At 68.4% G+C, this 21,876-nt stretch carries 22 protein-coding genes; 15 read left to right on the plus strand and 7 right to left on the minus strand.

Annotation, left to right across the window (positions count from 1 at the left end; genetic code table 11):
- Positions 1–37 precede the first annotated feature (37 nt).
- Positions 38–748 (plus strand): GntR family transcriptional regulator, encoded by a 711-nt coding sequence (locus tag A3AG_RS0120635; protein WP_018007250.1) that lies wholly within the window; start codon positions 38–40, stop codon positions 746–748.
- 180 nt (positions 749–928) lie between these two features.
- Here A3AG_RS0120635 and A3AG_RS0120640 read toward each other — a convergent pair whose 3' ends face one another.
- From A3AG_RS0120640 to A3AG_RS0120655, 4 genes are all read right to left on the minus strand, one after another.
- On the minus strand, positions 929–1,327 hold the full coding sequence (locus tag A3AG_RS0120640) for a hypothetical protein (protein WP_018007251.1): 399 nt from the start codon (positions 1,325–1,327) through the stop codon (positions 929–931).
- A 9-nt stretch (positions 1,328–1,336) separates the two neighbouring features.
- On the minus strand, positions 1,337–1,861 hold the full coding sequence (locus tag A3AG_RS0120645) for a host attachment protein (RefSeq protein WP_018007252.1): 525 nt from the start codon (positions 1,859–1,861) through the stop codon (positions 1,337–1,339).
- Positions 1,862–2,075: 214 nt separating this feature from the next.
- Positions 2,076–3,644, minus strand: a complete 1,569-nt coding sequence (locus A3AG_RS0120650) for a sulfatase-like hydrolase/transferase (RefSeq protein ID WP_018007253.1) — start codon at positions 3,642–3,644, stop codon at positions 2,076–2,078.
- 34 nt (positions 3,645–3,678) lie between these two features.
- A complete protein-coding gene (locus tag A3AG_RS0120655; protein ID WP_018007254.1) occupies positions 3,679–4,656 on the minus strand; it encodes a Bug family tripartite tricarboxylate transporter substrate binding protein in 978 nt (325 codons plus the stop codon).
- Positions 4,657–4,752: 96 nt separating this feature from the next.
- Between A3AG_RS0120655 and A3AG_RS0120660 the strand changes: the two genes are divergently transcribed.
- Positions 4,753–5,304, plus strand: coding sequence for a MarR family winged helix-turn-helix transcriptional regulator (locus tag A3AG_RS0120660; protein WP_018007255.1), 552 nt, complete (start codon positions 4,753–4,755; stop codon positions 5,302–5,304).
- 20 nt (positions 5,305–5,324) lie between these two features.
- Here A3AG_RS0120660 and A3AG_RS0120665 read toward each other — a convergent pair whose 3' ends face one another.
- On the minus strand, positions 5,325–6,266 hold the full coding sequence (locus A3AG_RS0120665; RefSeq protein WP_018007256.1) for a LysR substrate-binding domain-containing protein: 942 nt from the start codon (positions 6,264–6,266) through the stop codon (positions 5,325–5,327).
- Positions 6,267–6,430: 164 nt separating this feature from the next.
- Between A3AG_RS0120665 and A3AG_RS0120670 the strand changes: the two genes are divergently transcribed.
- Genes A3AG_RS0120670 through A3AG_RS0120680 form a run of 3 tightly spaced genes read left to right on the plus strand, consistent with a single transcriptional unit; the run spans position 6,431 to position 9,727 of the window.
- Positions 6,431–7,423 carry a Bug family tripartite tricarboxylate transporter substrate binding protein gene (locus A3AG_RS0120670; protein ID WP_018007257.1) on the plus strand — a complete coding sequence of 331 codons (993 nt, stop codon included), beginning with the start codon at positions 6,431–6,433 and terminating at the stop codon, positions 7,421–7,423.
- A gap of 53 nt (positions 7,424–7,476) precedes the next feature.
- Positions 7,477–8,499: a DUF1338 domain-containing protein gene (locus tag A3AG_RS0120675; protein WP_018007258.1), complete on the plus strand. Its 1,023-nt coding sequence runs from the start codon at positions 7,477–7,479 to the stop codon at positions 8,497–8,499.
- A 13-nt stretch (positions 8,500–8,512) separates the two neighbouring features.
- Positions 8,513–9,727 (plus strand): aminotransferase-like domain-containing protein, encoded by a 1,215-nt coding sequence (locus A3AG_RS0120680; protein ID WP_018007259.1) that lies wholly within the window; start codon positions 8,513–8,515, stop codon positions 9,725–9,727.
- A 28-nt stretch (positions 9,728–9,755) separates the two neighbouring features.
- Here A3AG_RS0120680 and A3AG_RS0120685 read toward each other — a convergent pair whose 3' ends face one another.
- The gene (locus A3AG_RS0120685; protein ID WP_018007260.1) at positions 9,756–10,580 is read right to left on the minus strand and encodes a FadR/GntR family transcriptional regulator; all 825 of its coding nucleotides are present in this window, start codon (positions 10,578–10,580) and stop codon (positions 9,756–9,758) included.
- 426 nt (positions 10,581–11,006) lie between these two features.
- On the opposite strand from A3AG_RS0120685, the gene A3AG_RS0120690 reads away from it, so the two are divergent.
- The 7 genes from A3AG_RS0120690 (at position 11,007) to A3AG_RS0120720 (ending at position 18,486) form a co-directional block, all read left to right on the plus strand.
- Positions 11,007–12,209, plus strand: coding sequence for an ABC transporter substrate-binding protein (locus tag A3AG_RS0120690; protein WP_018007261.1), 1,203 nt, complete (start codon positions 11,007–11,009; stop codon positions 12,207–12,209).
- A 111-nt stretch (positions 12,210–12,320) separates the two neighbouring features.
- The gene (locus A3AG_RS0120695) at positions 12,321–13,178 is read left to right on the plus strand and encodes a branched-chain amino acid ABC transporter permease (RefSeq protein WP_018007262.1); all 858 of its coding nucleotides are present in this window, start codon (positions 12,321–12,323) and stop codon (positions 13,176–13,178) included.
- On the plus strand, positions 13,178–14,173 hold the full coding sequence (locus tag A3AG_RS0120700; protein WP_018007263.1) for a branched-chain amino acid ABC transporter permease: 996 nt from the start codon (positions 13,178–13,180) through the stop codon (positions 14,171–14,173). The genes A3AG_RS0120695 and A3AG_RS0120700 overlap by 1 nt, the downstream gene beginning before the upstream one ends.
- The gene (locus A3AG_RS0120705) at positions 14,170–14,946 is read left to right on the plus strand and encodes an ABC transporter ATP-binding protein (RefSeq protein ID WP_018007264.1); all 777 of its coding nucleotides are present in this window, start codon (positions 14,170–14,172) and stop codon (positions 14,944–14,946) included. The genes A3AG_RS0120700 and A3AG_RS0120705 overlap by 4 nt, the downstream gene beginning before the upstream one ends.
- Entirely contained in the window at positions 14,943–15,647 is a 705-nt protein-coding gene (locus A3AG_RS0120710; protein WP_026164342.1) for an ABC transporter ATP-binding protein, read from the plus strand. Before A3AG_RS0120705 ends, A3AG_RS0120710 begins: the two co-directional genes overlap by 4 nt.
- Before the next feature lie 45 nt (positions 15,648–15,692).
- Positions 15,693–16,976: a Zn-dependent hydrolase gene (locus A3AG_RS0120715; RefSeq protein ID WP_018007266.1), complete on the plus strand. Its 1,284-nt coding sequence runs from the start codon at positions 15,693–15,695 to the stop codon at positions 16,974–16,976.
- Between the two features lie 19 nt (positions 16,977–16,995).
- Positions 16,996–18,486: a M81 family metallopeptidase gene (locus tag A3AG_RS0120720; protein WP_018007267.1), complete on the plus strand. Its 1,491-nt coding sequence runs from the start codon at positions 16,996–16,998 to the stop codon at positions 18,484–18,486.
- A 41-nt stretch (positions 18,487–18,527) separates the two neighbouring features.
- Here A3AG_RS0120720 and A3AG_RS0120725 read toward each other — a convergent pair whose 3' ends face one another.
- The gene (locus A3AG_RS0120725) at positions 18,528–19,196 is read right to left on the minus strand and encodes a GntR family transcriptional regulator (RefSeq protein WP_026164343.1); all 669 of its coding nucleotides are present in this window, start codon (positions 19,194–19,196) and stop codon (positions 18,528–18,530) included.
- Positions 19,197–19,527: 331 nt separating this feature from the next.
- Between A3AG_RS0120725 and A3AG_RS31830 the strand changes: the two genes are divergently transcribed.
- Genes A3AG_RS31830 through A3AG_RS0120740 form a run of 3 tightly spaced genes read left to right on the plus strand, consistent with a single transcriptional unit; the run spans position 19,528 to position 21,870 of the window.
- Positions 19,528–20,814, plus strand: a complete 1,287-nt coding sequence (locus A3AG_RS31830) for an MFS transporter (protein WP_018007269.1) — start codon at positions 19,528–19,530, stop codon at positions 20,812–20,814.
- A gap of 4 nt (positions 20,815–20,818) precedes the next feature.
- Positions 20,819–21,013: a hypothetical protein gene (locus A3AG_RS0120735; RefSeq protein WP_018007270.1), complete on the plus strand. Its 195-nt coding sequence runs from the start codon at positions 20,819–20,821 to the stop codon at positions 21,011–21,013.
- 38 nt (positions 21,014–21,051) lie between these two features.
- Complete coding sequence (locus tag A3AG_RS0120740) at positions 21,052–21,870, plus strand: putative hydro-lyase (RefSeq protein WP_018007271.1); 819 nt, start codon at positions 21,052–21,054, stop codon at positions 21,868–21,870.
- The last annotated feature ends 6 nt before the right edge of the window (positions 21,871–21,876 follow it).

The raw sequence follows: 21,876 nt of genomic DNA on the forward strand, positions 1-21,876 counted from the left end.
GGAGCCGCCCGCCGGGGCGGGACACACGGGGATACACGTGGCGCTGCCCAGGTTCAAAGAGATCGAAAGCGAGATTCGCCAGCGAATTGCCAGCAACACCTTCGGCCCGGGCGCCAAGCTGCCGTCCGAGGCCGAGCTGATGGCCGAGTTCGGCGTCAGCCGCATCACCGTGCGGCAGGCCCTGTCCGGCCTGCACAACGCCGGGCTGATCGAAAAAGTGAATGGCAAGGGCAGTTTCGTCACGCGGCCCGCCGATACCCCCAGCCTGGGCGCGCTGACCGGTTTCTACGAGACCGGGCGCGCCCGCGGCCAGCTGGCCTACGGCAAGCTGGCGTCGGTGCGCCTGTTGCGGGCGCCGCCGCATGTGGCGGCAGCGCTGAGCCTGCAGCCCGGCGAAAAGGTGCTGAGCGTGGCCACGGTGCGCTACTGGGACGACGTGGCGGTCGCGTATTTCAACCTGATGGGGCCCGAGCCGCTGATGCGGCGCCTGGTGCAGGAAGATGTCGAGACCAACGACGCCATGGCGCTGTTCGAAAGCCGGCTCGGGTATCGCTTTCGCGACGTGGCGATGGAGGCCAGCGCCGTCCCGGCGCCGGCCGACGTGGCCCGCAAGCTCGGCGTCGCCGAAGGGCTGCCGCTGTTGCGCCTGCGCTGCACGCCGTACGACATCGAAGGCACGCCGCTGTTCTGCGCCGACCTGCTGTTCCGCCCGGACCGCTATGCCTACAAGTGGACGCTGACGCGCTGAAGCGCTGTCGCGAAGCCGGCGCTGGCAGCCAGCGCCGCCACGGCGCCCCATTCCCTTGTCACGAGGTACCCGGACGGTAACTTTTACCGGCCGCGCGTACTTCTTACTGCGCCGCGGGCGCGCCGCGCAGCCGTGCCGGCTTCGCCGCAGCACTGTGCCCGCCGGTCCCAATCTGGTACGTCAGTTGCGTCTTCTCCCGCGCAGCGGCGCCATCGGCGCCCCGCCGGCAGGCTGCGCCACGCAGCAAGGCTTGCCGCCAACCTGCCAGATGGAGGACAACATGAAAACACCCTTGCGCATCGGCACAGCCCTGCTCGCACTTGGCATCCTGGCGGGTTGCACCGCCACCGGCAGCACCAGCGGCTCGGGTTCGCTATCCGGCTCGGGTTCAGTGACGGAACAGAACCGCAGCCGCACCACGCCTGGCACCAGCACCTCGACCGGCACCTCCGGCGCAACCAGCACCACCAGCCCGAGCGGTACCCCGAGCGGGGGCAGCGGAGCCGCGAGCGGCACCGGCACCCCCCGCTGAGCGCGGTGCGCAGCCGCCTGCGTCAGCACGGGCGGCTGCTTGGTCATGCCATCCCGCTAGCGGTCGCGGCCGGTATTGACGCGTTCGTCGCGCCGCGCCGGCACGATGCCTTCATCGGCGAGTCGCTGCTGCAGGTCGTTGTTGGCCACGTACTTGAAGTCCTTGTCGATTTCCCTGGTGACCACATCGGTAACGCCCGCCGGCAGGGTCTTGCGCAACAGCCCCAGGAAGCGCGGCGCCGCGATCAGCGCCAGTTCGTCGAAGCGCTGCTTGTTGCGCGCATCGTCGAGGTAGTCGGCCACGCGCCGGGCAAACAGCTGCGCTTCCTGGTGCAGCTCGTCCTCGCCGGCCGAAGACGTGACCGTGGACGGGCCCACCTGGTGGGCGCCGGGGTGTCCCGCGTCGCCCTGGGCGGCGGCCTGGCCGCGGCGGCCATAGGCGTCGCGGCGCAAGTCGGCGCGGTCGGCATGCGCGGCCGCGTCGGTGATTTCCTCGATGACTTCCAGCGGCGCGCTGTCGCCATGCGAGGCAAAGATGCGGGCGACGGATTCATCCGCCACCAGGATCCAGATGTTCTTCATGATCGCTCCGGTTGCCGGCCCGAACACAGGGCCCTCCCGCATCTGTTGCAAGGGGTACGCCATCCGGGCCGACGCCTCACCCCGGCCGCAGACGGCGGCATGCGCGGCGCGGGATGCCGGCCACGGCACATGGTTGCAGTATCGACAGGCAAACCGTGCAACTTTTTCAGGCAACCGGCGCTGGCGACGCCGCACGCAGGCGGCAGCGATCCGGTTACCAGACGCCGAAGAACACGCCGGCCTGCTTATACACATTGGTCTTGGCCGCGACCTCTTCGCTGGTCACCGTCACGCGCGGCTTGAGCGTGCAGAACCAGTCCAGCAGGCGCAGCCGCATGGCACTGCGCACGGCTTCGTGCGCCGGGTCGGCGCCCAGGTCGAAGTACTCTTGCGGGTCGTCGTGCAGGTCGAACAGCTGCGGCCGGAAGCCCTGCCAGTGCACGTACTTCCAGCGCGCGTCGCGCACCATCCAGGCGCGGCATTCGCCGGGATGGCGGCCCAGCGCGACGCGCGCGCCGCGGTAGGCGTAGTCGAGTTCGGAGACCACGGCATCGCGCCACGCAGCGGCACTCTTGCGCTCGGCGGCACGCGTCAGGTCGAGCAGCGAGCGGCCTTCGACGCGATGGTCGGCGGGCGGCAGGCCCAGCGCATCCAGCACGGTGGGCACCACGTCGACCGCGCTGACCAGACTGTCCTGCGCGCTGCCGCGGGTCGCATCGGCCTGCGCGGAAGGGTCGTAGACGATCAGCGGGATGTTTTGCACGGTGTCGTAGAACTGCTCCTTCTCGCCCAGCCAGTGGTCGCCGAGGAAGTCGCCATGATCGGCGGTGAAGACGATCAGCGTGTCGTCCCAGCGGCCCAGCCGTTCCAGCTGTTCCCACAGCAGCCCGAGCCGGTCGTCGATCTGCTGGATCAGGCCCTGGTAGGCGGGGCGCACCGTATCCGAGACCTCGGCGCGCATGAAGTTGGCGCATTCCTCCTGCGTGCGATAGGCCGACAGCACCGGATGCGGGTCTTCCAGTTCGGCGTCGTGGCGCTGCAGCGGCAGGCAGTCATCCAGCGAATAGGCGGCGTGGTAAGGCGCCGGTGCAAGGTAGGGCCAGTGCGGCTTGACCAGCGACAGGTGCAGCACCCACGGATCGTCGCCGCGCGCCGCGATGTACTGCATGGCCTGGCCGATGGTGTAGGCGGTCTCGGAATGCGGCTCGGCCACGCGCGCCGGCAGCCCGGCATTGCGCATGTGCCAGCCCGAGACGACCTCGCCGTGCGCGTTCTCGGCGCTGATCACGTAGTCGGTCCACGGGTCGGCGCTGTCGTAGCCTTGCCGGCGCAGCCAGTCGGCATAGGCGCTGCGCGGCTCGGCATGATGGCCGTCATGGCGGTCGACTTCGGTGAAGTGGCCGCTGCGCAGCAGCGTTTCCAGCTCGGTGCCGCCGTCCAGGTGCAGCCGCTTCAGGTTGGCGTGGTCGGGCATCACATGGGTCTTGCCCGCCAGCGCCAGCGCGCGGCCGCTGTCCTTCAGGTATTCGCCCAGCGTGATTTCGCCGACCGACAGCGGCACGCGGTTCCAGGTGGCGCCGTGGCTGCTGACGTAGCGCCCGGTGTAGAAGCTCATGCGGCTGGGGCCGCAGACGCCGGAGGTGACATAGGCGCGGTCGAAGCGCACGCCGCGCGCGGCCAGGGCATCGATATTGCGCGTGCGCAGCGTCGGGTGCCCATAGCAACCAAGGTGGTCGCGCCGCAGCTGGTCGCACATGATGAAGAGGGTATTGCGGATCGTCATGGTCGGGAAGGTTGCGGGAAGCCGGCTGTCGGCATCAGTCGCCGGTATAGCCCGACGCCTTGACCACCGGCGCCCATTTGGCGGCGTCGGCCTTCAGCACCCCGGCGAAGGCCTCGGCGGGACCGGTGGCGGGTTCGAGCCCCAGCTTCAGGAACTTGTCGCGCACATCGGGCGACTGCACCGCCTTGACGATGGCCGCGTTGAGCCGCTGCAGCGTCGCGCGCGGCGTGCCCGCGGGCGCCAGCACGCCATAGCGGCCTTCGCCCTCGATGCCCTGGTAGCCGAGTTCCGTAAACGTGGGCACGTCCGGCAGTGCCACCGAGCGATGCGTGCCCGAGGTTGCCAGCACGCGGATCTTGCCGGCGCGGTGCATCTCGGTCAGGTCGGCCAGGGTGTCGACCGAGGCCGGCACCTGGCCGCCGACCAGTGCGCTCATCAGCGGCGCCGAGCCGTTGAACGGCACGTGCAGCATGTCGACGCCGACCTGCTTGCCGATCATCAGCCCGAAGAAATGCGGAATGCTGCCTAGCGCGGGCGAGGCGTAGGAGTTGTTCTGCGCGCCGGCCCTGAGCCAGGCCACGTAATCCTTCAGCGTACGCGCCGGGCTGCCGGGTCCGGTGGCCAGCGCGAGCTGGAAGTTGGCTGCCTGCGCGACCGGCGTGAAATCGCGCTGGATATCGTAATTGAGCTTGCGGTAGACCAGCGGCGCGATGGTCATCACCGCCGAGTTGGCCACCACCAGCGTATTGCCGTCGGCCGGCTGCGTGCGCGCGTAGTCCATCACCAGCCGCCCGCCGGCGCCGGGCTTGTTCTCGATCACCACGGTCTGGTTCAGGGTCTCGCGCAGCTTGTCGCCGACCAGGCGCGCGGCCAGGTCGGCGGTGCCGCCGGCGGGGTAGCCCACCAGGATGCGCAGCGGCCGGTCCGACTGCGCGCTGGCCGGCGCGGACCAGGCCGCGGCGACGGCCAGCAGGCATGCGGCAAGGCGGGGAAGGAAGTTGCGGGGGCTCACGATGTCTCCTGTCGGTGATGCGCCGGCGGCCGGCATGGAGGGGAAGCTAACACCCGTCGATATAATTGACAAAGTCAACTAAATCGAGGGTGTGGCATGGCGCGCGACAACGGCGGCAACCGCCTGCAGCGGCCGCGGCGGCTGGCCGATTTCATCAATTACCGGGTCTACCATTTGAACCGCGTCGCGCTGGGCGCGGCCGCGCTGCACCTGCGCGCCCGGGCGGGCGTGACGCGGCGCGAATGGCGCATGATCTCCTTCCTGGGCGAGCAGCCCGGCACGCGGCTGACCGAACTGGCGCAGAGCGCCGGCCTGGACAAGGTGCTCGCCAGCCGCGCCGTCCACGCGCTGGTGGAACGCGGCCTGGTGCGCCGCGAAACGCGCTCGCAGGACCGGCGCGCGGCCGCGTTCACGCTGACGGAGGAGGGCGAAGCGGTCTACCGCACCGCCTTTGCGCAGGCGCGGGATTTCAATGCGCAGCTGGCCGCCTGCCTGACGGCCGAAGAGGCGCTGGTGCTGTCGCGCTGCCTCGACAAGCTGCAGGCGCAGGCCGGCGCCATGCTGGCCGAGGCTCAGGCCTTGCCGCAGCCGGCGGGCGAGGCGCCGGCGTGGGAGCTGCAGCGCGTGTGGCGAGGGGAAAAAGGGTAGGCCGCGCACGCCTGCGGCCTTCAATCCCGCGCGGCCGACTTCGGTCCCACCGATCCCGTGCCCTGGCCCTCGGCAAATGCCGAGGCCGCCTCCAGCAGCCAGGTGCGCAGGTGCTGCATGGCATGGCTCATCGGGCGCGTATCGGGCTGGACCAGGTAATAGGCGCTGGTCGAGCGCAACGAGCGGGCTACGGGGCTCACCAGCTGCCCGCTCGCCAGGTACTCTTCCACCAGGAAACGCGGCACCAGGCCGATGCCCAGGCCGGCCCGCGCCGCGGCGATCACCATGCTGTGGTGGTCGAAGCGGGCGCCGCGCATGGCGTTGACGTTATCGATGCCGGCCGCCTCCATCCATTGCTTCCAGCCGAAACTGCGCGTGGCCAGGTGCAGCAGCGGCGCATGCGCGATGTCGTGCGCGTCGATGCGCTTCTTGCGGCCGAACAGCTGCGGGTGGCACACCGCCACGGATTCTTCGCCGAACAACAGATCGGCCCGCGCGCCGGGATAGACCGCTTCGCCGAAGTGGATCGCCGCGTCGTAGGGCGTGCCGTCGAACAGGAACACGTCGGACTGCGCGCTGATATTGACCACCACGCGGGGATGGCGCGCGTAGAAGTCGGGCAGCCGCGGGATCAGCCATTCGACCGCCAGGGTCGGCACGCACGCCAGCTCGACGGTGCCGCCCGCGCCTTCATGCGCCATCACCTCCAGCGTGTCGCGCTGCAGCTTGCGCAGCATCTCGCGCACCTGGACGCTGTACAGCGCGCCGGCAGCGGTCAGCGTGATGCGCTGGTTGGCGCGGTGAAACAGCTGCACGCCGAGCAGGCTTTCCAGCGCGGCGATCTGGCGCGATACCGCGCTTTCCGTGATGAACAGGTCGGCGGCCGCGCGGCGCAGGTTCAGGTGCAGCGCGGCGGCTTCGAAGGCGCGCAGGCTGGAAAGGCTGGGAAGGCGTTGCCGCATCGCGGGAAGGGAACGGGTTAGTTGATGACATAAAGTCATCATCTTATACCGAAATCTCGCTTGAACCGGCGGACTTGATGAGAAATGATTCAGCCCTGGTCCCGTGGCCCCCACCATCGCGGCACCCCCATAACGACAACCATCAGGTAGACAGGAAAACAACAATGAAACGCTTGTTCAGCGCGCTGGCCGCCGGCACTTTCGCCTTTGGCATGACCCTATCCGGCATCGTCGCCGCCGAGGATTTCCCCGCCAAGCCCGTCCGCATCATCGTGCCGTACCCGCCGGGCGGCACCACCGACATGGTGGCGCGGCTGGTGGGCGAGCGGCTCGCGCTGCAATGGAAGCAGCCGGTGCTGGTGGAGAACCGCCCTGGCGCGGGCGGCATCGTGGGCACCGGCGTCGCCGCCAAGTCCACCGCCGACGGCTATACCTTGCTGATGGGCTCGGTGGGCGAGTTCGGCATCAACCCGACGCTGTACAAGAAGCTGCCCTATGACGCCGTGGCCGATTTCGCGCCGGTGACGATGGTGGCGCGCGTGCCCAACGTGGTGGTGCTGTCGCCGGCCTTTGCCGAGCGCGCCCAGGTGCAGACGCTGGCGGAGTTCATCGCCTACCTGAAAGCCAACCCCAGGCGCGTCAACATGGCGTCGGCCGGCAACGGCACCTCGACGCACCTGGCCGGCGAGCTGTTCCAGCGCATGACCGGCACCGAGATGAGCCACGTCGCCTACAAGGGCAGCAGCCCGGCGATTGCAGACCTGATGGGCGGCAGCGTCGACGTGATGTTCGACAACCTGCCGGCATCGCTGCCGTTCGTGCGCTCCGGCAAGCTCAAGGCGCTGGCGGTGACCACGCCGGCGCGCTCGTCGGCGCTGCCCAATGTGCCGACCGTGGCCGCCGCCGGCCCGGTGCCGGGCTTCGACGCCAGCCCGTGGTTCGGCCTGCTGGCGCCGCGCGGCGTATCCAGCGCGGTGGCGCAGAAGATCAGCCAGGACCTGGCGCGCGCGCTCGGCGATCCCGCCGTGCAGGCGCGCATGCGCGACCTGGGCGCGGAACCCGCTCCGGGCACGCCAGAAGCCTTCGCCGAGGTGCTGAAGAAAGACCGCCAGAAGTGGGGCGAGATCGTGCGCCTGTCCGGCGCTTCGGTGGACTGAAAGCCGTCATTGATTTCCATCCCGTTATCCGGCCTTGCGGCCTTCCCTGCATCATGAGCGACAACATCAACCCACTCGTTTCCCTGCACCTTGGCGCCGCCGGCGCCGAGCGCCTGTCCGCGCTGGTGAGCGCGCCCACGCAATTGCCGGCCGGCGCAGCCGGGCGCCCGTCGCGCGCCGAGATTGCCCACGCGCTGAACCTGGTGCTGTTCGCGGGCATCCTCGAGCGCGTGCCGACCGGCAAGGCCTACACCGATGACGTCGCCGCCGCGGGCGGCAAGGTCCACTTCGACCATGGCGCGCTGCGCACCGTGCGCTGGCCCGACCACGGCGCGCTGCCCGCCGGCGAGGCCGCCTTCACGCGCATCCTGCGTCCGCTGGGCTACCGCCTCAACGGCACCTATCCGCTCGACCGCATCGGCATGACCGGCCGCTCGTACGCGCATGAAGACGCGCCGGAAGAGATCGCGCAGTTTTTTGTCAGCGAGCTGCATCCGGAGCGCTTCAGCGCGGGCTTCCAGCAGGCGGTCAGCCGCGTCCTCGAAACCTCGGTCGATCCGCTGACGCCGCGCGCGCAGTCACTGCTGTGGGAACTCGAGCGCGAAGGGTCGTTGCCGCTGGCGGACGCCGGCGAGCTGATCGGTGCGCTGGCGCGCTGCTTCGAGCGCCATCACGCAGCGCCGCGGCTGGCCGACTACGAGGCCCTGCTGGCCGAATCGGCCGAGATGGCGTGGATCGCCACCGAAGGCAATGCCTTCAACCACGCCACCGACCGCGTCGAGGACGTGTTCGCGCTGGCCGAGGCGCAGAAGCGCCTGGGCCGGCCGATCAAGGACAAGGTGGAAGTGTCGCGCAGCGGCCGCGTGCGCCAGACCGCGTTCCGCGCCGACCCGGTGCGCCGCGCCTTTGTCGGCGCGGATGGCGCCGAGGTGGTGCGGGAAGTGCCCGGCTCGTTCTACGAGTTCATCACCCGCGACCGCTACGTCGATGACGCGCAGGCGGTCACGCGCACCGACCTCGGCTTCGATGCGGGCAACGCGCAGGGCATCTTCAAGATGACCGCCGCGCAATGCTGAGGCCGGCCCGACCATGAGCGCCGCCTACCCGTTCGTTCCCGCGCTGCGCGAGCCGGAAGGCTCGCCGATCCGCGAGCTGTTCAAGTACCTGGCGGATCCGGAGATGATCTCGTTCGCCGGCGGCTACCCTTCGGCCGCGCTGTTCGATGCCGACGGCATCGGCGCGGCGTCCGCGCGGGTGCTGCGCGAGCGGCCTGCCGAATGCCTGCAGTACGGCGCCACCGAAGGCGCGCCCGCGCTGCGCGACGCACTGGCGGCGCTGATGGCGCAGCGCGGTGCCGCCGTGGCGCGGGACCAGCTGATCGTCACCAGCGGTTCGCAGCAGGGCTTCGATTTCCTGGTGCGCGCGCTGGTCGAGCCGGGCAGCGTGGTGCTGGTCGAGGAGCCGACCTATTCGGCGACATTGCAGGCGCTGCGGCTGGCCGGCGCGGACGTGCGCGGGGTGCCGACCGACCAGCACGGCATGGACGTCGACGCGCTCGCCGCGATGCTGGCCGACGGCGCGGTGCGCCCGCGGCTGATCTACACCGTGCCGACCTTCGCCAACCCGACCGGCGCCACGCTGTCGCACGAGCGCCGGCTGCGCCTGCTGGAGCTGGCGGCGCGGCACCAGGTGGTGCTGGTCGAGGACGATCCCTATGGCGCGCTGAGCTTCGACGGCGCCGCGCCGCCGTCATTGCTGGCGCTGAGCGACCGGGTGCCCGGCGCCCGACCGTGGCTGGTGCACCTGGCCAGCCTGTCGAAGACACTGGCGCCAGGTCTGCGCATCGGCTGGATGGTGGCCGCGCCGGAAATCATCCGCCGCGCGGTGATCGCCAAGCAGGTGTCGGATCTCTGCACGCCGCCGTGGATCCAGCTGGCGGTCGCGCAATACCTGGCGGACGGGCGCCTGCCCGCGCAGGTGGAGCGCGAGATCGCGTTCTACCGCGACAAGCGCGACCGGCTGGCCCAGGCGCTGTGGCAGGCCTTCGGCGAGCGCATCCGCTTTGCCTTGCCCGCCGGCGGCATGTTCCTGTGGGCAGCGCTGGAAGGCGTCGACGATGCGGCTGCGCTGCTGCCGCATGCGATCGCGGAGAAGGTGTTGTTCGTGCCAGGCGCCGGCTTCTACGCGCAGCGGCGCGCACGGCCCGCGTTCCGGCTGTCGTTCGCGGGCGCGGCGCCGGAGCAGATTGCCGCAGGCGTGGCGCGGCTGCAGCGGGCGGCGGCGCATCTGGACGCGGCCGGCTGACGCGATAGCGGGTGCGCCGGGCCGTGGTTCATTCGTCGTCGGCCGGCAGCATCCGGCCGCGCCGCGGCATTTCCGAGTCGAGCACGAGGCGGCCATGGACCCGCCCGTTCATGCGCGTGACGTAATGCGTGCACTCTTCCATATGCGCCGACATCAGTGCGCGTACCGTCTCGGCGTCGCGCTGGCGTGCGGCGTCGACGATGCGCTTGTGGAACTTGACGTTGGCCGCGCCGAATTTCTCGTGCTCGCAGGCAGGGGTGTCGTTGCCGAACACCACCAGCTGGCGGATCATCTCGTTGATCAGCTCGCATGAGAACCGCAGCATCGGGTTGGGATTCGCCGCGGCCAGGATGTCGTGGAAGGTCAGGTCTTCCTGGCGCTGGTCCAGCAGCGGCGTCGCCGCCGCGGCCGAGGCGGGGTCGCACAGGTCGATGGTGCGCTCCAGCGCCCTGAAATCGTCATCGGTCAGATGCGGCACCGCGCCGGCGGCCAGTTCCGGCTCCAGCAGGCGGCGCACGGTGTAGATGTCGGCAATGCCGACGTCCTTGAAGAACAGGTAGTTCTGCATCAGCTGGAAGGTGCGGTCCAGCGGCACCTCGACGATCGTGCCGCCGCCCGCCGGCCCGGTGCTGACCCGGATCAGGCCCTGCACCTCGAGCGACTTGAGCGCCTCGCGGATCGTGCTCTTGCTGACGGAAAACATCTGCTGCAGCTTGACCTCGTGCGGCAGCTTGTCGCCCGGGCGCAGGTTGCGCTGCGTAATCAGCCGCTTGAGCTCTTCCGCCACCAGGTCCGCGCGCTTCTGCCTGCGGATCTCGATGGCCCCGGTCTTGCCCTCCCGAAACATTGCCATTGCTCTTTCCTTGTCATGCGCCGCAAGCCATGGAGGCCCGGGCGCTTGCATTCTAGCCAAGCGCGCCGCCGCAGGGCCGCGGCTCGCCCCAGCCGCGTGCATGCTGCCCGATTGGCTGGCATGGCCGGGGCGCTGCCCGCACCTTGCTGTCCCGCCGTCGCCCCCTGCGCGGCGCACGTGGGTCTCGCGCCGAGGGTGTGTAAACCCTGACCTTTCCTTTGTTGACAACGATTCCGGCCGACTCCTAAGATAATTCTATTCTATTTATACGTATAAATAGAATAAACAGGTTCGATTCTTGCTCGGGCAGTGTCGGCGCCGGGCGAAAGTCACCAGCGTGTCGGGGCAACGGTGCAGCGCCAGGCCATGGCGTTGGCCGGACCTTCGCCCCGTGCAGCCCGATCCCCACATAACGAGGAGTGAGCCTTGAATCGTCGTGACCTTCTGAAACTGGCGGCGCTGTCTGCCGTCCCCACCTCCCTGATCCATGGTCGCAGCGCCCTTGCCGCGGGCGAGGCGCTGGAATTCGGCTGCCCGGTGCCGATGTCGGGCGCCTTCGCCGCCAACGGCAAATTCGCCGACCTGGGCATGCGGCTCGCCATCGACCAGTACGGACAGGTGCTGGGCCGGCCGCTGCGCTACAGCGTGCTCGACACCGAAGGCAAGCCCGCCACCGCGGTGCGCAAGGTGCAGGAGCTGGCGCAGCAGAAGGCGGCGCGCTATTTCGCCGGCGGCATCCTGTCGTCCGAATCGCTGGCGATGGGCAAGGAGGCGGAAAAGTTCGGCGGCGTGTTCGTTACTACCGCCGGGGCCGACGAGATCACCGGCAAGGACTGCAACCGCGCCACCTTCCGCTGGTCGGTGCCGACCTTCGGCGCGATCGAGCGCACCGTGCGGCCGCTGATCGAATCGATGCCGAAGGCCAAACGCTGGTACACCATCACGCCGCAATACGTGTTCGGCGACGGGCTGCTGTCGGCGGCGAAGGCGATCTTCAAGGAGAAGGGCATCGAGCACGTGGGCAACAGCTACCACGCCCTGACCGAGAAAGAGTTCAGCGGCTACCTGACCAATGCGCTGGCTGCCAAGCCGGACGTGCTGCTGATCCTGAACTTCGGCTCGCAGTCCGCCGACACGCTGCGCCAGGCGGTCAGCTTCGGCATGAAGAAGAACACCACGATCCTGCTGGCCTGGGCGTCGGGGCTGGAGCAGTTCGAGTCGCTCGGCGCCGACCTGTGCGAGGGCGTTTACTTCGGCGCGCAGTATTGGCACGGCGTCGATACGCCGCTGAACCGCGACCTGGTCAAGCGCACCCAGGCCAAGTTCAAGGCCAATCCCAACTACAGCCTGGCCGGCTCGTACATCTGCACCAAGATCATGGTGGACGGCATGATCAAGGCCGGCAGCGCTGACCCGAAGGCCGTGGTCGCCGCGCTCGAAGGCATGAAGTACGAAGGCCTGACCGGGCCGGAGGAAATCCGCGCCGCCGACCACCAGGTGCTGAAGAACTACTACCTGCTCAAGGGCAAGGCCAAGTCGAGCATGAAGGACAAGGACGACTACGCCGAAATCGTCAGCGTCGGCAAGGCCTTCCTGCCGGTCGAGCAGACCCAGTGCAAGATGGCCTGATGCCCTGACGCCGCGGGGCCGCCGCCCCGGCGATTCACACACTGAAGCACACCGAAGCCCCGTGCCGCGCAGTCCCGCGCGGCGTGGCGGCTTCCTACATCCGTACGACTCATGAACGTCTATCTGTTGCAGGTGATCAACGGCGTCGGCATAGGCATGCTCTACTTCCTGCTGGCGGTAGGGCTGTCGATCGTGTTCGGCCTGTTGCGCTTCGTCAATTTCGCGCATGGCGCTTTCTACGCGCTGGGTGCCTACCTCTGCTTCCAGGCGCTGCAAATCGGCATGAACTTCTGGGTGGCGCTGGTATTGGCCCCGATCGTGATCGGCGCGCTGGCGTGGCTGACCGAGAAGGTCATGCTGCGCCATGTCTATGCGCAGCCGCACGAGTTCCACATCCTGGTCACGGTGGGCCTGGCGCTCGCCATCCAGGAACTGATCATCGTCGGCTGGGGGCCGCTCGGCGTCGACGTGCCGCCGCCGGATGCGCTGCAGGGCGTGGTGATGTGGGGCGACTTCATCTACCCCAAGTACCGCCTGTTCGTGATCGGCTTTACCGGCCTGCTGGCGATCGGGCTGTGGTGGCTGCTGGAAGGCACGCGCCTGGGCAGCGCGGTGCGCGCGGGCAGCGAATCGACCGAGATGGTGTCGCTGCTCGGCATCAATGTGTTCCGGCTGTTCAGCCTGATGTTTGCGCTCGGCGCGGCCACCGCGGCGATCGCCGGCGTGCTGGCCGCGCCGATCCGCGGCGCCGAGCCATTCATGGGCGTCGAGGCGCTGGGCGTGGCCTTTATCGTGGTCGTGGTCGGCGGCATGGGCAGCTTCACCGGCGCGCTGGTGGGCGGCCTGCTGGTCGGCGTGGTGCAGAGCTTGATGAGCACGCTGTGGCCGGAGGGCGCGCGGCTGATGATCTATGTCGCCATGGCCGCGGTGCTGCTGCTGCGTCCGCATGGCTTGCTGGGGAGGGGATGATGGCGATGCAAAGACAATGGCTCCTGCGCTACCGCTTCTGGTGGCTGGCACTTGGCGTCACGCTGCTGCTGCCGCTGACGATGCGCTCCGGCACCCTGGCCACCGAAGTGCTGATCTACGCGATGGCCGCGATGGCGTGCAACCTGCTGCTCGGCTACACCGGCCTGCTGTCGTTCGGCCAGGGCATCTTCTTCGGGCTCGGCAGCTATGCGGTGGGGCTGGCACTGACCCGCGCCAGCCTGCCCATGCCGCTGGCGCTGCTGCTGGCGATCGCGATCGGCGCGGCCGCGGCGGCGCTGGTGGGCTGGTTTGCGATCCGGCAGCGCGGCACCTACTTCGTGATGCTGACGCTGGCGTTCGCGCAGATGTTCTACTTTCTGGCCTATACCGCGCCCGGCATCACCGGCGGCGACAACGGCCTGCTTGATATCCCGCGTCCGCCGCTGTCGGTGGCCGGCCATGCGCTGGTGCCGCTGGCGTCGCCGTGGCAGTTCTATGCCTTTGTCGCGGTGCTGTTCCTGGCGGTGTTCCTGGCGGTGCTGCGCGTGACCGAGTCGGTGCTGGGACGCACGCTGCTGGCGATCCGCGACAACGAAGAGCGCGCGCTGGCGGTCGGCTACAACGTCAAGGCGTTCAAGCTGCTGGCGTTCATGGTCTCCGGCGCGGTCACCGGGCTGGCCGGCGCGCTGCACGCGATGCTGACCGGCATCGCGCCGCTGACCAATATCGACTACCACGCCAGCGAGATGATCCTGGTGATGACCGTGATCGGCGGCACCGGCAATATCTTTGCCTCGGTGCTGGGCGCCGCCTTCTATGTGCTGCTGGCGGACTGGCTGTCGACGCTGTGGCCGCGCTGGCTCATGCTGCTCGGCTTCCTGCTGATCGCGGTCAGCCTGTTCATGCAGCGCGGGCTGTGGGGCCTGGGCGCCACGCTATGGGATCGCCTGCGCGGCGTGCGCCGCGCCCCCGCCACGCAGGAGGAACGCGCATGAGCACCGCCACCACACCGATTCTTGAAGCCACCGGCATCGTCAAGCAGTACGGCAAGTTCATGGCGCTGGACGGGGTCGACCTGCGCGTGATGCCGGGCACGATTCATTCGGTGATCGGCCCCAACGGCGCCGGCAAGACCACGCTGTTCCACATGCTGACCGGGACCAAGGAAGTCAGCGCCGGCCGCATCGTCTTCGACGGCAACGACGTCACGGCGGAAGCCGACTACCAGCGCGTGCAGCGCGGCATCGCGCGCTCGTTCCAGGTCACCAGCCTGTTCCCGAGCCTGCCGGTGCGCGAGAACCTGCGCCTCGCAGCGCTGGGCACGTCGCCGCGCAAGGCCATGAGCGGATGGCGCCTGCCGGTGGGCGAGCTGGCCTGCGGCGAGGTCGTCGACCAGGTGCTGGAACGGCTGGAACTGACACGCGTCGCCGACACCGCGGCGGGCGTGCTGTCGCACGGCCAGCAACGCCGGCTGGAGGTCGGCATGGCGCTGGCGGCGCGGCCGCGCGCGATCTTCCTTGACGAGCCCACCTCGGGCATGGGCGTCGACGACCTCGGCGCGATGAAGCGGCTGATCCGCGGGCTGGCGCAGGACCACACCGTGGTGCTGATCGAACACAACATGGACATCGTCATGGATATCTCGGACACCGTCACGGTGATGCAGCAAGGCAAGGTGCTGATGGAAGGGCCGCCCGCGGCCGTGCGCGGCGACCCGCGCGTGCGCGCCGCGTATCTCGGCAACATGATCACCGGAGGCAAGGGATGATGCTCGACGTACAGGAGATCCATGGCTACTACGGCAAGAGCCATGTGCTGCAGGGCCTGTCGCTGGCGGTCGGCGAGGGCGAACTGGTGACGCTGCTGGGGCGCAACGGCGCCGGCAAGTCGACCACGCTCAAGGCCATCGCCGGCGTGGTCCAGCCCAGGGGCGGGCGCGTGATCTTTCGCGGCAAGGACGTTGCCGGCCTGGCGCCGCACCGGATCGCCGCCGAAGGCCTGTGCCTGGTGCCCGAGCACCGCGGCATCTTCAAGCTGCTGACGGTGGAAGAGAACCTCAAGCTGGCCGGGCGCCGCGATTCGCCGTGGCAGCTGCAGGACATCTACCGCATCTTCCCGCGCCTGCGCGAGCGGCGCAGCAACGGCGGCGCGCAGCTGTCCGGCGGCGAACAGCAGATGCTCGCGATCGGGCGCGCCATGATGAACCATCCGCGCCTGCTGATGCTCGACGAGCCGGTCGAAGGCCTGGCCCCGGTGATCGTGGAAGAAATCGTGGCGCAGCTCAAGGTCATCAAGGCCGCCGGCGTGCCGATCCTGCTGGTCGAGCAGAACCTCGAGGTCTGCACGCAGCTGGCCGACCGCCACGTGATCATCGAGCAGGGCCGGGTGGTCTACACCGGCAGCAACGATGCCTTCCGCGCCGACGAGGCGGTCAAGGACCGCTATCTCGGCGTCGGCCTGGCGGCCTGAACCATGGATGACGGCGGCCGCGGGCCGACCGGGACGAGGAATGACATGACGACATTGCAAGCAGCGCGCGCGGCAGCGGCGAGCGCCGGCGCGCGCGCCGACCTGCGCATCGACGGCCAGCGCCTGTGGGACACCCTGATGCGCCTGGCGACCATCGGCGCCACCCCCAGGGGAGGCGTATGCCGGCTGGCGCTGACCGAGCTCGACCGCCAGGGCCGCGACTTTTTCGTCGCCGAGGCCCAGGCGGCCGGATGCACCATCCGCGTCGATGGCATCGGCAATATCTTTGCGCGGCGCGCCGGGCGCGACGACGCCCTGCCGCCGGTGATGACCGGCAGCCATATCGACACCCAGCCGACCGGCGGCAAGTTCGACGGCAACTACGGCGTGTTCGCCGGCATCGAAGTGCTGCGCACGCTTGCCGACGCCGGCATCGTCACCGATGCCCCGCTCGAGGTTGCGGTGTGGACCAACGAGGAAGGCTCGCGCTTCGTGCCGGTGATGATGGGCTCGGGCGCTTTCATCGGCGAGTTCGCGCTGGCGGACGTGCTGCAGCAGCGCGACCGCGACGGCATCAGCGTCGGGCAGGCGCTGCAGGCCATCGGCTATGCCGGGCCGGAGCCGGTCGGTGCGCGCCCGGTCGGCGCCTACTTTGAAGCGCATATCGAGCAGGGACCGGTGCTGGAGGCCAACGACACCACCATCGGCGTGGTCACCGGCGCGCTCGGCCAGCGCTGGTACGACGTGGTGCTGACCGGCATGGAAGCGCATGCCGGCCCCACGCCGATGGCGCTGCGCAAGGATGCACTGCTGGCGGCGTCGGAGCTGGTCGGCATCGTCAACCGCATCGCGCTCGATCATCCCCCGCATGGCCGCGGCACGGTGGGTTGCCTGGGCGTGCATCCCGATTCGCGCAACGTCATTCCCGGCAAGGTGACGATGACGGTGGACCTGCGCGCCGGCGACGACACGGTGCTGTCCGCGATGGACGCGGCGCTGCGTACGCAGGTTGACGCCCTGGCGGCGCGCAGCGGCATCGCCATCGATCTGCGGCAGGTGGTGTACTTCCCGCCGCAGCCGTTCGATGCGCGGCTGGTCGAGGCGGTGCGCGGCGGCGCGCAACGGCTCGGCCATTCCGCCATGGAGGTGATCAGCGGCGCCGGCCATGACGCGGTCTACCTGGCCCGCGTGGCACCGGCCGCGATGATCTTCGTGCCGTGCAAGGACGGCATCAGCCACAACGAAATCGAAGATGCCCGACCCGAGCACCTCGAGGCCGGCTGCAACGTGCTGTTGCACGCCATGCTCGATGCCGCCACGCGGCCATGACAACTGAACGGACTGCCCGATGAAGATCCTGATTGCCCGGCTCAATCACGAGACCAATACCTTTTCACCGGTGCCGACGCCACTGGCTGCGTTCGCGCCTGCCTATGGCGACGCTGCCTATCGCGCCGCCAAGGGCACCCGCACCGCCGCCGCCGCCTTCATCGATCTGGCCGAGGCCGCCGGCGCCGACATCGTGGTGCCCGTGATCGCCGGCGCCAACCCCAGCGGCCGTGTCGCCGCCGATGCCTACACGCACCTGTGCGACACCATCATCGCCGCCGCCGAAGGCTGCGATGCGGTCATGCTGGACTTGCACGGCGCAATGGTGGCCGAAAACAGCGACGACGGCGAAGGCGACCTGCTGCGCCGCCTGCGCGCCGTGCTGCCGCACGCGCCGGTCGCGATCGCGCTGGACCTGCACGGCAACATCACGCAGGCGCTGGTCGACCATGCCGACATCGCGGTCAGCTTCAAGACCTATCCGCATGTGGACATGTATGAAACCGGCGAGCACGCCGGCCGGCTGCTGCTCGACATGATCGCGGGACGCGTGCGCCCGGTGATGGCGTGGCGGCGCCCGCCGCTGATCACCCACACCCTGCGCAGCCGCACCGACGAAGGCGCGATGCAGCGCGCCGTGGCGCTGGCGCGCGAGGCCGAGCGCGATGGCATGCTGGCGGTGTCGGTGCTGGCCGGCTTCGGCCTGGCCGACATCGCCGCGCCCTGCCTGAGCGTGATCGTGGTCGGCGACGGCGACCCGGCCAGGGCGGACGAGGTGGCGAGCCGGATCGCGGCGCAGGCCTGGGCCGAGCGCGACGCCTTCGGCTACCAGGCCGAGCCGCTCGCCAGCTCCATCGCGCGCGCAGCGCAGCTTGCCGACAGCGCGGGCGGTGCGCAGGAAGGGCCGGTGCTGCTGCTCGACCATGGCGACAACTGCATGTCCGGCGGCACCTGCGACAACATGGCGGTACTGCACGAGGCGCTGGCGCAGGGCCTGACCGGTATCGCGGTCGGGCCCGTGTGCGACCCGGAGGCGGTGGCGGCGCTGGTCGACGCCGGCGTCGGCGCCCGCATCACGCTGCCGGTCGGCGACAAGGTGGCGTTGCCGCAGCTGGAGGTCTATCCCCAGAGCCGGTCGCTGACCGGCACGGTCAGCGCGATCACCGACGGCGAGTACACCATCACCGGGCCGACCTACACCGGGCAACGCATCCGCATGGGACGCACCGCCTTGCTAGACATCGGCGCGGCGCAGGTGATCGTCACCGAAACCCCGCAAGAACACTGGGACCTGGGGATCTTTACCCATATCGGCATCGATCCGCACCGGGCCAGGTTCCTGCTGCTGAAGTCGCGCATGTACTGCAGGCCGGTGTTCGTGCCGATTGCCAAGGCGGTGGTGGAGTGCGACGGGGAGGGGGTTACCAGTTCGCGCTACGAGCGGTTTCCCTTCCGGCGGGTCAAGGGGCCGGTTTATCCGCTGGACGATACGACTGTCTGGGCGGGATAGCAGCGCCTGGCGCGAGCTTTCGCGAGTTTGCGCGCCAGCGCTCAACGCCCCTTGAACACCGGGTGCCGCGCGCAAACCGACAGCACGATCCGTTCGGACTGCACCAGGTAGTCGTTAAGGGCCGCAGCGCACTCCGCCAGCTTGCCCGATGCGAACAACTGCAGGATGTGCTGGTTCATCTCGACATAAGGGCCATGCAGGAATTCCGGATCCTGCAGCAGGCCGAAAGCCAGGCGCAGTTCGGCCAGCAGGTGGGAGAACATCACGTTCAGCCGCTCGCTGTCGGCCAGTTCCACGATGGCCATGTGGAATTCCATATTGGCGGTGCCCGCCCCCTGCCAGTCGCCGTTGTCGCGGCAGCGCAGTCCCATTTCCACCGCTTCGCGCATGTGCTTCCTGGCCGGATGGCTGGGGTAGGCCTGGGCGATCGCCTGGCATTCGATCATGCGGCGCACGCGGTAGATATCGATGATGGCCGCGATGGTCGGAATCGCCACGGACACCCCGCGGTTGGGTTCGTGCTTGAGCAGTCCTTCCTTGGTCAGCACGCGAAAGGTTTCCCGCAAGGTGTTGCGCGAGATCTGCAGGTTTTCGCTTAGCGCCGCTTCCGACAAGCGCTGCCCCGGTGCGAAGTCGCCACGCACGATGCGCTGGCGCATCTGTTCCGTGACCCGCTCGGCCAAATTTCTTATGTCAGTACTGGTGGTCATGTTGGCTTGAATGGAGCCGGCTGGTACCGGCATGCCCCTGGGCCGGGATATTAGCGCACCTTGTTGAACAATATGCACATGTTTGGCGCCAACCGTGCCTCCGCCGCTGGCTTAGGTGTATACCACGATCGATAGAGTCGACAGATTGTTGAACAATGTTTTCAAGGTGGTTGAGTGATACGTGCATATAGATCAACACGGCATGTATTTTGCTAAACAGCGCTGGCGAGCGGCGCCGCTGGTTAGCGTTGCCGCTCGCTACCGGAACATCGTCGTGACGACGGCTCGATGAGCCTTGTACACGCTTTATCCCTTTCAGTGAGCGCAAACCATGTGGCTTAAAGAAACAACTCGGGCAGAGCGCAAGACGCTCTTTGCCGCCTTCGTCGGCTATGGCGTCGATGCATTCGACTACATGATCTACACCTTCATGATTCCCACCTTCATCCTGGTGTGGGGCATGACCAAGGCCGAGGCTGGCTACATCGCCACGGGCGCGCTTATCAGCTCGGCCGTCGGCGGCTGGCTGGCCGGCATCCTGGCCGACAAATACGGCCGCGTGCGGATCCTGCAGCTGACCGTGCTCTGGTTCAGCTTCTTTACCTTCCTGAGCGGATTCACCCAGTCGCCGGAGCAGCTGTTCGTGACCCGCATGCTGCAAGGGCTCGGGTTTGGCGGCGAATGGTCGGTCGGTTCGGTACTGATCGCCGAGATGATCCGTGCACGCCATCGCGGCAAGGCCGTGGGTCTGGTGCAAAGCAGCTGGGCCGTCGGCTGGGGCCTGTCGGCGATTGCCTTCTGGGCAATCTATGCCGCGTTCGACCAGCAATACGCATGGCGCGTGCTGTTCTGGACCGGCGTGCTGCCGGCGATCTTTATCCTCTATATCCGCCGCAATATCAGCGAACCCGCGGTGTATCAGGAAACCAGGGCCAAGCTGGCGCGCACCGGGCAAAGCAATAACTTCATGCTGATCTTCAAGCCGGGCGTGCTGCGCGTCACGGTGCTGGCCAGCCTGCTGGCGACCGGCATGCAAGGTGCCTACTACTCGGTAACGACGTGGCTGCCCACCTACCTGAAGATGGAGCGCAACCTGTCAGTGCTCAACACCAGCGGCTACCTGATGGTGCTGATCGCGGGCTCCTTCGCCGGTTACCTCACCAGCGCCTGGCTGTCCGACCACCTGGGGCGCCGGCGTTGCTTCATGCTGTTCGCGGTGAGCGCGGCCAGCCTCGTGATCTGCTATACGCAACTGCCGATCACCGACGCGGCGATGCTGCTGCTGGGCTTCCCGCTGGGCTTCTTCCTGTCGGGCATCTTCTCGGGCATGGGGGCTTACCTGACGGAGCTCTATCCGAGCCATATCCGCGGCTCCGGCCAGGGTTTTTCCTACAACTTCGGCCGCGCGGTCGGCTCGGTGTTCCCTGCCATGATCGGACATATGAGCGCGACGATGTCGCTGGGCGTCGCCATCGGTTATCTCGCCGCCGGCGCCTATGGGCTGGTCGTTGTCGCCTGCCTGCTGTTGCCGGAAACGCAGGGGCGCGAACTGCTCGGCGAAGCCGAGCCTGGCGCCGAAGGACCGGCTGACGCAGCAACTTCACGCACGGTAGCCTGACATCATGCAGATCGACCTCAACAACGACCTGCGCGAGAGCTTCGGCGCATGGAGCATGGGCAACGATGCCGCCGAAGTGGCGCAACGCGCTGTGTGGGCGGTGCGTGAAGGCACCGTACGGGCCATCGACGGCAGCGTGGCGCGCGCCGCGCGCGAGGCACTCGGGCGCGACGGCGTCAACATCCGCGCGTTCGCCTGAGCCGGCAAGCCGCACCTGAAATCACTGGAGAAACACATATGCAAGCTTTGGCACCGGAGCGCGCCATGGCCGCCGCGGACGCCATCCGTGCCGCCCGCGCAGCGCGCGCAAGCTATCGCGCCGGCACGGTGCAGCCCACCGCCGGCATTGCGCCGGGCATGACGCAAACCAACATGATCGCGTTGCCGCGCGACTGGGCCTGGGACTTCCTGCTGTACGCGCAGCGCAACCCGAAGGCCTGTCCCGTGCTTGACGTGACCGAAGCGGGAGCATACCAGACCGCGCTCGCGCAGGGGGCTGACCTGCGCACCGATATTCCGCTGTATCGCGTCTGGCGCGATGGCGAGCTGGCAGACGAAGTGGCGGATGCCACGGCGCTGTGGGCCGCGCAGCCAGACCTGGTCACCTTCCTGATCGGCTGCAGCTTCACCTTTGAAACGCCGCTGCAAGAGGCCGGCATCGAAGTGCGGCATATCGCCGACGGCTGCAACGTGCCGATGTACCGCACCAACCGCCAGTGCCGGCCCGCTGGCCGCCTGCATGGCGAGATGGTGGTGTCCATGCGGCCCATCCCAGCGCATCGGGTTGCCGATGCGGTTTGCATCACCGCTCGCTTCCCATCGGTGCACGGCGCCCCCGTCCATGTCGGCGATCCGGCCGCACTGGGCATTGCCGACATCGCCAAGCCCGACTTCGGCGACGCCGTACGGATCGAGCCGGGCGAGATCCCGGTGTTCTGGGCCTGCGGCGTTACGCCCCAGGCGGCCGTGATGGCGTCCGGCGTGCCGTTTGCCGTGACCCATGCGCCGGGTCACATGTTAATCACCGACGTGCCTGACAGCGCGTATCACGTTTAAGACCGC

The sequence above is a fragment of the Cupriavidus neocaledonicus genome (genome assembly GCF_000372525.1).
Taxonomy (GTDB): domain Bacteria; phylum Pseudomonadota; class Gammaproteobacteria; order Burkholderiales; family Burkholderiaceae; genus Cupriavidus; species Cupriavidus neocaledonicus.